The following is an 8873-nucleotide window of genomic DNA, read 5'->3' as shown; positions in this document are numbered from 1 at the left end:
GGAGAAGGATTCGAACCTTCGAAGGCAGAGCCGTCAGATTTACAGTCTGATCCCTTTGGCCGCTCGGGAACCCCTCCCCAAGTGCGAGGCGCATACTATCAGATCTTCGCTCTTTGTGAACCCCTGGTGGCCCTATCTGGCGATAAAAAAGTGCTATTCGGTCATTTTTTGATATTTGTCGCTCATTTTTCACGCTTATCAACGACTTCCCTGTCGCTGTCAGACCGGATCCAGGGCTCATCGCGGGTGTGAAGCGTCACCAGACAAGATGTACCGAGTAGCGTTTTGTACTGAAAAAATCACCTTCTCTTCTAAGTGTGATGGCTGACCGCTTCCTTGATGGACATTGCTGCTGCCGCATTTTACTCTCGCCATGTTATTCAACTGTTAACATGGATTGTGGACTCTCCCTATGCAGGCTCTCGATATCGCCGTGTTGCGCGGCCAGTTTCCCGCTCTCAATCAGCTGGTTGAGGGCAAAGCCCCCATCTTCTTCGACGGCCCCGGTGGCGCTCAGGTGCCACATGCCGTACTCACCGCCATGACCGATTACCTCGGTCACTTCAACGCCAATCTGGGGGGCCCCTTTTTCTCGGCCAGGGTGACCGAGCAGCAGGCGCTGCGGGCCAGGCAGGCGGTGGCTGCGTTGCTGGGGGCTGAGCGGGCAGAGGAGATAGTGTTCGGCGCCAACTTCACCACCCTGACCTTTGCGCTCAGCCGAGCGCTGGCGCGGGAGTGGCAGGCCGGTGACGAGATCATCGTCAGCGCGCTCGATCACTACTCCAACGTTTCCAGCTGGCAGCAAGCGGCGGCGGATCGTGGCGTGGTGGTGCATCAGGCAAGAGTGGATGTGGTCACCGGCGGGTTGGACTATGAGCATCTGTTCAGTCTGCTGGGGCCCAAGACCCGGCTGGTGGCGGTGACCGCGGCCTCCAATACCACCGGCACCCTGGTCGATATCCCTCGCATCGCCGATGCGGTGCACGGGGTCGGGGCCTTGCTCTATGTGGATGCGGTTCACTTTGCGCCCCACGAGCGTATCGATGTGCAAGCCTGGGATTGCGATTTTCTGGGGTGTTCCGCCTACAAGTTCTTCGGCCCGCATCTCGGCATTCTCTACGGCAAGCATCGTCACCTGGCGCATTTCACTCCCTACAAGGTCGAACCGGCCAAGAACGTGGCGCCCTACAAGTGGGAGACAGGTACCCAGAGCTGGGAAGCGCTGGCCGGGGTGGAGGCCACCGTCGCATACCTGGCCTCCTTGTCCGGGTTGGACGGCACCGAGCATGAGCTGGAAGCACGCCTCGATCTGGCGTTTGCCCGTAGCCAGGCCCATGAACGCGAGCTCAGCGAGCACCTGCTGGCCAAACTGGCCGAGCGGCCCTGGTTCACCCTGCACGGCATTCACGGCAGTCAGGGGCGCACCCCGACCTTCGCCCTGACGTCAAACCGTCATACCCCGGCCGAGATAGCCGAGTTTTTGGGGCAGCATCAGGTATGCAGCTGGGCTGGCCACTTCTATGCCTTGGCACTGGTTGAGCAACTGGGTGTGAGTGATGGGGTGCTGCGCATAGGCTGCATGCACTACAATACCTCGGCCGAGATTGACCGCCTGTTTGCCCTGCTCGACGATATGCCGCATTGAGATAAAACAGCCCGGTCATGCCGGGCTGTGTCGTTTCATATCTCTGCCGCCTGCTAGCGGCCCACGATGGCGTGATGGATATCCTGCAGCGGCAAGACATGGCGGGCGGCGCCAAGCTTGATGGCCTCCTTGGGCATGCCGAAGACCACGCAGGAGGCCTCATCCTGAGCGAAGGTATTGGCGCCCGCCTCCAGCATTTCCCGCAAGCCGCGGGCGCCGTCATCCCCCATCCCGGTCATGATGATGCCGGTGGCATTGCCGCCGGCAAACTTGGCCACCGAGCGAAACAGCACGTCCACCGAAGGGCGGTGGCGGTTGATGAGGGGGCCGTCCATCACGTCGACGTGATAGTAGGCGCCGCTGCGTTTGAGCAGCATGTGCTTGCCGCCGGGGGCGATCAGCGCCAGCCCGGGGATCACCCTGTCATTGCTCTTGGCCTCCCGCACTTCTATCTGACACAGGCTGTTGAGCCGCTCGGCAAACGAAGCTGTGAACTTCTCCGGCATGTGCTGCACGATGACAATGCCGGGGCAGACCCGGGGCAGGGTGGTCAACACGGCCTCCAGCGCCTGGGTGCCGCCGGTGGAGGTACCGATCGCCACGATCCGCTCGGTGGTCTGGGCCATGGCATGCTGGCTGGCGGCGGGCATGATGGCGTCGGCGTTGAGCTTGGGGGCGACGCTGGGGGTGGGCACTTTGGCCAGTCGTCTGACATTGGCCTGGGCGGCGGCGCGTACCGCCATGGCCAGCTCTTGCGCCGACTCCTGCAGAAAGCTTTTCAGGCCGACGGTGGGCTTGGTGATGATGTCCACGGCGCCGGCGGCCATGGCTTGCAGTGTGGTCTCTGCTCCCTTCTCGGTCAGGGAGGAGCAGATGACCACGGGAGTTGGATGCTCGGCCATGATCTTGGTGAGGAAGGTAATGCCGTCCATGCGCGGCATCTCCACGTCCAGCACGATCACGTCCGGCCACTCCTTCTTCAGCTTCTCCAGCGCAAACAGCGGATCAGACGCGGTGGCGATGACCTTGATATCCGGCTCCTGCTCGAGAATGGCCTGCAATACCTGCCTGACCACGGCGGAATCATCCACCAGCATGACCTTGATCTGTTTCATTCCCGTCCCCTTAGCGATGTGGCAAGCGGTGATGACGCACCCAGACATTGCCGTTGGCCAGCTCAAAAATCAGGCTTCTGTGTCCCGCATGGCCAAGATGGTGGGCCTTGATGGTGAGGCCCAGGTGCTGGGTCAGTTGCCAGGCAGCCTTGATGTTCCTGATGGCCACATTCATGGTGTTGAGCGTTTGTTGTTCGATAAACATGTTGCCGCCGCCAAACAGCTTGACCTCGTATTCGTGGATGGGAGCGGGATATTTGCTTATCTCATTGATAAATAGCTGAATTGCCTCATCGGCATAGCGGCCGTCCAGACTCATGGTGCTGTGACCGCGGCTGGGCAGCATGTAGTGGCACATGCCGCCTCGCTTCTGTTCTGGGTGCCACATGGTAATGGCCACACAGGAACCAAGATGGGTGCGGATGATGGTGTCATCCTGCCCAAAATAGAATTCTCCGGGTTGCAGCGAGACCTCTCTCATATTGAAACCCTTATGGTTTCAGATAGATGGAAGGCGATACCAGTTGCAGGCCATGGGGCAGACCGTTCAGGCTCTCGGCATGACTGACGATGAGATAGCCCCCTTTGCGCAGGCGCGGCACCAACCGTTGCAGTACCTGGGCCTTGGTCTCCCGGTTGAAATAGATCATCACGTTGCGGATCAGGATGACGTCGAACAGCCCGATGTCGGGCAGCTCCTGATTCAGATTGATGTGATGAAACTGCACCTTCTCGCGCAGCTTGCGATCGATGATGAAGGTGCCTTCCTGAAAACCGACCCCTTTCAGGCAGTACTTCATCAAAAATGGCAGTGGGATGTTGTGGGCCCGCTCGATGGGATATTGCCCCGCTCTGGCCTGCTCCAGCACCCGGGTCGAGATATCCGAGGCGATCACCTCCCAACTGCCATGGTTCAGATTGTCGGCCAGGGTCATGGCCAGGCTGTAGGGCTCTTCACCGGAAGAGCTGGCCGCGCTCCAGATCCGCACCGCCCGTTCTTTTGGCAGTTGTGCCAATACCTTGTTGCCGAGAAATTCAAAGTGTTTGGGTTCGCGGAAAAAATAGGTCTCGTTGGTGGTGAGCAGATCGAGTGCGACCTGCAGCTCTGCCCCCCGGTTATTCATGATCAGGCTGAAATAGTCGCCATAGCTCTCCAGCTCGTAGTGGCAGAGCCGCTTTGACAGGCGACTGGCGACCAGGGCCTTCTTGGCCGGTGACAAGTCGATACCCGCCGTTTGGTGGATCCAGCGTTGAAACTGCGCAAATTCATCATCATGCAACTGGGTCTGATACACGCGCGAACTCCCTGCGGTGAGCGGGATGCGGGTGAGCTTGGCCCACCCGCATCAGGCTAGAAGCGGATAAAGTCGGCGTCATTGTGAGGGCGGGGCGTGGTGCCTACACCTTCCTGGCCGTTGCCCTCGTGCATGAAACGCCCCCGTGGGCCACCGCGGGCGGGTGCCTTCTGGTTGGCGCCGTGCTTGTGCTGTTCCAGCGTGAAGAACTCCATCGCCAGTTGCAGTTGCTCTGCCTGGCTGCTCATCTCCTCGGCGGTGGCGGCCAGCTCCTCACTGCAGGAGGCATTTTGTTGAGTGACCTGGCTCAGCTGATTCATGGCGATGTTGATCTGGCTGACGCCGGTGGACTGTTCGGCGGAGGCGGCGCTGATCTCCTGCACCAGATCCGAGGTCTTGTTGATGGAGGGCACCATCTGATCGAGCAGACGGCCCGCCTTCTCCGCCATGTCGACACTGCTAGAGGCCAGCTCGCCGATCTCCTGGGCCGCGACCTGGCTGCGCTCCGCCAGTTTGCGCACTTCGGCGGCCACCACGGCAAAGCCCTTGCCGTGATCCCCGGCCCGGGCGGCCTCGATGGCGGCATTGAGGGCCAGCAGATTGGTCTGGTAGGCGATGTCGTCGATGATGCCGATCCGCTTGGCGATCTGCTTCATGGCATCGACCGTGAGCTTGACGGCCTCACCGCCTTCTACGGCCTCCTTGGCGGCCTTGCTGGCCATGCCATCGGTGACCTGGGCATTGTCGGTGTTCTGGTTGATGCTGGCGCTCATCTGCTCGATGGAGGCGCTGGTCTCTTCCATGCTGGAAGCCTGCTCGCTGCTGGACTGGCTGATGGACTGGGCGGTGGCGCTGACCTGCTCGGCCGCGCTGGAGAGATTGTCAGATGCGCCTCGTACTTCGGTGACGATATTGGTCAGCGAGACGATGGTCTGGTTGAGGGAGTCCTTGGTGGTGCCGAATACACCGGGGTAGTCGGCCTCGACCTGTTGGGTCAAGTCGCCTCTGGCCAGGGATTGTACCACCCGGATCACGTCGTTGAGGCTGGTGTCGATCACCTCAGCGATGCGATTGATCCCCTCTCCCAGGGTCTGGAAGAAGCCATTCTTGCCGGTCAGATCCATGCGGCGGTGCAGTTCGCCGTTGATCACCGCCTGCACGATCTCCGACATCTCCCGCTCGATGGCGACTTCCTTGGTGCGATCCGACCACTCGACCACGGAGCCGAGCCGTTCGCCATCGTCGCCAAACACCGGGTTGGCGATGAGCGAGAAGGTGCGCCCGCCGAGCAGGATCTGGGTGCGATAGGTGTTGTTCAGCTTGGCCAGCATGCTGCGCTGATGGCCCGGATTTTTGTGGAAGCTGTCGATGTTGGCCCCCATCAGGGTGGCTGAATTGAAGTTGTAGAGTTCTTTGCGAATATCCGCTTCAGCCAGGCTCAGCATCTCTTTGACGGATTCATTCATGTAGATGATGTTGAGATCGGTGTCGGCGATCATCACGTTGGTGCTGGCGCCATCGAGCGCCTTCTTGACGCGCAAACTCTCTGCTGCGGCGATCTTGGCCGCGGCGCTGGCAGCCTTCATCTCGTTCTCGATGGCGATCTCCTTGGTCCGGTCTGCCCACTCGACAACGGAGCCAAGCCGTTCGCCGCCATCGTTGAAGACCGGATTGGCGATCAGCGAGAAGATACGCCCCCCGACGGTTATCTGGGCGCGATAGGTGCTGTTCAGTTTGGCCAGCATGTTGCGCTGATGGGAAGGGTCTTTGTGGAAGGTATCAATGTTCTTGCCCATCAGCTGTCTGACATCAAAATTGGGCAGATCCTTGCGAATGTCCGATTCGGCCTGGCCCAGCATGGCGAGCACGGCTTCATTCATATAGACGATGTCGAGATTGGTGTCGGCGATCATCACATTGGTCGAGGCCCCATCCAGCGCCTTGCGCACTCGCAGGTTTTCGTCATACAGGGTCTGGTTGGCACTGATGGTGGCGAGGGTGTTGCTAAGGCGCTCCCCCAGCAGCGCCAGCACGGTATTGAACTCCTGACAGAGTTCCCGCAGCGGGCCGCTGAGCGAACCCAGCTCAAGCTGGGCTGACTGGTCGCCTTGTCTGATCCCCTGCTGGAGCGATCGGGTTGCGCCAATGAGCTGGAGCAGTTGTTCCTGCAGCAAGGCATGAGCGCTGCCGTTGCCGAACAGATTGCCAAAAAATGATTGAGTCATGAGCCTTATCCTTGTGCGACATGTCATTGCTGTGTGGTGTGGTGAGCGACACTCTTGTTGCTTGCTACGCCTGAATCACGGTGTCTGTGGCTTCTGTTCCAGCAACCGTTCCTGCTGCTGGGTCAGTTCGCTGAGTTGTGCCATTTCGTCGATGGAGAGCACCTTCTCGGTATTGATGAGGATGACGAATTTGCCATTTACCTTGCCCATGCCGCTGATAAAGTCGGCCCGGATGCGCGCCCCGAAGCTCGGTGGCGGCTCTATCTCATTGCAGGGAATGGTCAGCACTTCGGAGACGGAATCCACCACCACGCCGATGTCCTGATTGCCGTGTTCCGGGTCGTCCGGATGCACTCCCTCGATAATGACGATGCAGCTGCGGCGGGTGATGCTGGAAGGGGCATTGCCAAAGCGGGCATTGAGATCCACCACCGAGACCACGGCTCCCCTGAGGTTGATCACGCCGCGGATGAAGCTCGGCATCATGGGGATGGGGGTGATGTTGCCGTATTCGATGATCTCCTTGACCCCGAGAATGTTGATGGCAAACATCTCGCCGTTGATGAGAAAGGTCAGGTACTGGGCATCGCCCTGGTTATCAGGGGCCAGCGTGCCAGGCTGGACGGCCACTTCGGTAGACATGCTCATGGGGCTCTCCGGTTAAAAACGGACAAAATCGGCCTCGTCAACCTGAGGTTGCGCTGCCGTATTGCCGTGCAGTGGGTGCTGGGTCGGCATGACAAATTTGCCTCTGGGGGGCAATCCTTTATGTCCGCTCTCGTGAGTCCTTGCCGGTTTGCTCAGGTTCTCCAGCGAGAAAAAATCCATGGTTTGCTGCAGCTCGTTGGCCTGAGAGCTCATCTCTTCGGCCGTGGCCGCCAGCTCCTCGCTGCTGGCGGCGTTTTGCTGGGTCACCTGATTGAGCTGGCTCATGGCGAGGCTTATCTGGTTGGCGGCGCTGGCCTGCTCACCGGAGGCGGCATTGATCTCCTGCACCAGATCGGAAGTCTTGCGAATGGAGGGCACTATCTTGTCGAGCAGGCTGCCGGCCTTCTCGGCAGTATCGACGCTGCTCGATGAGAGCTCGCCTATCTCCTGCGCCGCTATCTGGCTGCGTTCGGCCAGCTTGCGGACCTCGGCGGCTACCACCGCGAAGCCCTTGCCGTGTTCACCGGCCCGGGCCGCCTCGATGGCGGCGTTGAGTGCCAGCAGATTGGTCTGGTAGGCAATGTCGTCGATGATGCTGACCTTGCGGGCGATCTGCTGCATTGCGGCCACCGTCTGCTGGACCGAGCGGCCACCTTCGGTGGCTTCAAGCACGGCACTGCTGGCCATGTTGTCGGTGACCTTGGCGTTGTCGGTGTTCTGGTTGATGCTGGCGCTCATCTGCTCGATGGAGGCGCTGGTCTCTTCCACGCTGGCGGCCTGTTCGCTGGTGGCCTGGCTCAGGGACTGGGCCGTGGTGCTGACCTGGTTGGAGGCATTGGTCAGGTTGTCGGCGGCGTTGCGCACTTCTTCGATGATGGCGGTCAGCGCCTCTATGGTGCTGTTGAGGCCATCCTTGGTCTGGCCAAAAATACCCGGATAGGGTTGTTCTATCTTCTGGGTCAGATCACCCCGCGACAGGGCGGTGGCGATACGCATCACATCGTTGAGGCTGGTGTCGGTGACGTTGGATAGACGGTTAAGCAGCTCGGACAACCGCTTGATGTAGCCCTGGCGTCCATCCAGTTCGATCTTGTAACTGAAGTTTCCCTGCTCGACGGCGGCAGTCACCAGGGTCTCGATGTCGTTGATGAGTGCGGTCAGCTTGTTGACCATGTTCTGCATGGCCAGCAGCAGTTGTCCAGCTTCGTCGTGGGCTCCGATGTCGATGGTCACGTCGAGGTTGCCTTCGGCAAGGTGGTTGGCTACCTGCAGTGCCTGGTTGATGGGGGAGATGATGTTGCGGATAAGGACGATGCCAAACCAGGCGGCAGCCACCATGCCTGCGGCAACGACCGCCAGCATGGTGAGCAGCATGACGTCGTACCAAGCCTGCGCCTGCTCGTACTCGGATTTGGCGACGTCGAGCTGCAGGCTGACCAGCTCGGTTATCTTGCCGCCGATGGGATCGATGGAGCTGTACAGCTTGCCATCAAATTCGTTGAGCATGCCGGTGACGACACCACGCTGGGTCGAGAGAAACGCTTCCAGTCGGGTAATATCCCGATCCGCTGCGCTGAACAGGCTGTTGGCCTCGGCTGACAGCTTCTGCTCGGCTTCGGTCAGCTTGGTGGCCTGGTAATGCTGCCACTCCAGTTTGATCTGCTGCTGAGCATGCTGGATCTGCTGCCGCGCCTCTTCGGCACTGATGAGGCCCGCATTGGCCTTGTTGACGTTGTCGATGATGGCGACGGCATAATTGTCTGAGATGGTCTTGAGCTGTTTGAGCGGCACCACCCGATCGTTGTAGACCCGCTGCAGACCCTTGTTGCTGCTCTGCATGTTGTAGAGCCCCAAGGCACCCACTCCCAGCAGCAGTGCGCAGAGCAGGCAGAGTAAAATGGTGAGTCGCAGCTTGATGGTGGAGTTTTTGAACATGACAGGCTCC

At 59.9% G+C, this 8873-nt stretch carries 7 protein-coding genes; 1 reads left to right on the top strand and 6 read right to left on the bottom strand.

The features are described 5' to 3' along the window. Positions 1-412: 412 nt before the first annotated feature. Entirely contained in the window at positions 413-1645 is a 1233-nt protein-coding gene (locus PG900_RS09115; protein ID WP_270802727.1) for a cysteine desulfurase-like protein, read from the top strand. Between the two features lie 53 nt (positions 1646-1698). Here PG900_RS09115 and PG900_RS09110 read toward each other — a convergent pair whose 3' ends face one another. From PG900_RS09110 to PG900_RS09085, 6 genes are all read right to left on the bottom strand, one after another. Then, positions 1699-2760, bottom strand: a complete 1062-nt coding sequence (locus tag PG900_RS09110) for a protein-glutamate methylesterase/protein-glutamine glutaminase (RefSeq protein ID WP_039215468.1) — start codon at positions 2758-2760, stop codon at positions 1699-1701. 10 nt (positions 2761-2770) lie between these two features. Then, positions 2771-3241 (bottom strand): chemoreceptor glutamine deamidase CheD, encoded by a 471-nt coding sequence (gene cheD / locus PG900_RS09105; protein ID WP_011704960.1) that lies wholly within the window; start codon positions 3239-3241, stop codon positions 2771-2773. Positions 3242-3251: 10 nt separating this feature from the next. Beyond that, on the bottom strand, positions 3252-4055 hold the full coding sequence (locus PG900_RS09100) for a CheR family methyltransferase (RefSeq protein WP_029301656.1): 804 nt from the start codon (positions 4053-4055) through the stop codon (positions 3252-3254). 56 nt (positions 4056-4111) lie between these two features. After that, positions 4112-6280: a methyl-accepting chemotaxis protein gene (locus tag PG900_RS09095; RefSeq protein WP_270831313.1), complete on the bottom strand. Its 2169-nt coding sequence runs from the start codon at positions 6278-6280 to the stop codon at positions 4112-4114. A 75-nt stretch (positions 6281-6355) separates the two neighbouring features. After that, positions 6356-6928: a chemotaxis protein CheW gene (locus PG900_RS09090; RefSeq protein ID WP_016349735.1), complete on the bottom strand. Its 573-nt coding sequence runs from the start codon at positions 6926-6928 to the stop codon at positions 6356-6358. 12 nt (positions 6929-6940) lie between these two features. Beyond that, a complete protein-coding gene (locus PG900_RS09085) occupies positions 6941-8863 on the bottom strand; it encodes a methyl-accepting chemotaxis protein (protein WP_135320455.1) in 1923 nt (640 codons plus the stop codon). Positions 8864-8873 lie beyond the last annotated feature (10 nt).

Origin of the sequence: Aeromonas sp. QDB03 (genome assembly GCF_027707985.1) — a bacterium.
Lineage (GTDB): Bacteria > Pseudomonadota > Gammaproteobacteria > Enterobacterales > Aeromonadaceae > Aeromonas > Aeromonas hydrophila.
The sequence above is the reverse complement of the archived record's forward strand: the minus strand, read 5'-3'. Positions and strand labels throughout refer to the sequence as shown.

Excerpts from the sequence above, each read along its gene's own strand:
- PG900_RS09115 (WP_270802727.1), top strand. The coding sequence starts at position 413 with ATGCAGGCTCTCGATATCGCCGTGTTGCGCGGCCAGTTTCCCGCTCTC.
- PG900_RS09110 (WP_039215468.1), bottom strand. The coding sequence starts at position 2,760 with ATGAAACAGATCAAGGTCATGCTGGTGGATGATTCCGCCGTGGTCAGG.
- cheD (WP_011704960.1), bottom strand. The coding sequence starts at position 3,241 with ATGAGAGAGGTCTCGCTGCAACCCGGAGAATTCTATTTTGGGCAGGAT.
- PG900_RS09095 (WP_270831313.1), bottom strand. The coding sequence starts at position 6,280 with ATGACTCAATCATTTTTTGGCAATCTGTTCGGCAACGGCAGCGCTCAT.
- PG900_RS09090 (WP_016349735.1), bottom strand. The coding sequence starts at position 6,928 with ATGAGCATGTCTACCGAAGTGGCCGTCCAGCCTGGCACGCTGGCCCCT.
- PG900_RS09085 (WP_135320455.1), bottom strand. The coding sequence starts at position 8,863 with ATGTTCAAAAACTCCACCATCAAGCTGCGACTCACCATTTTACTCTGC.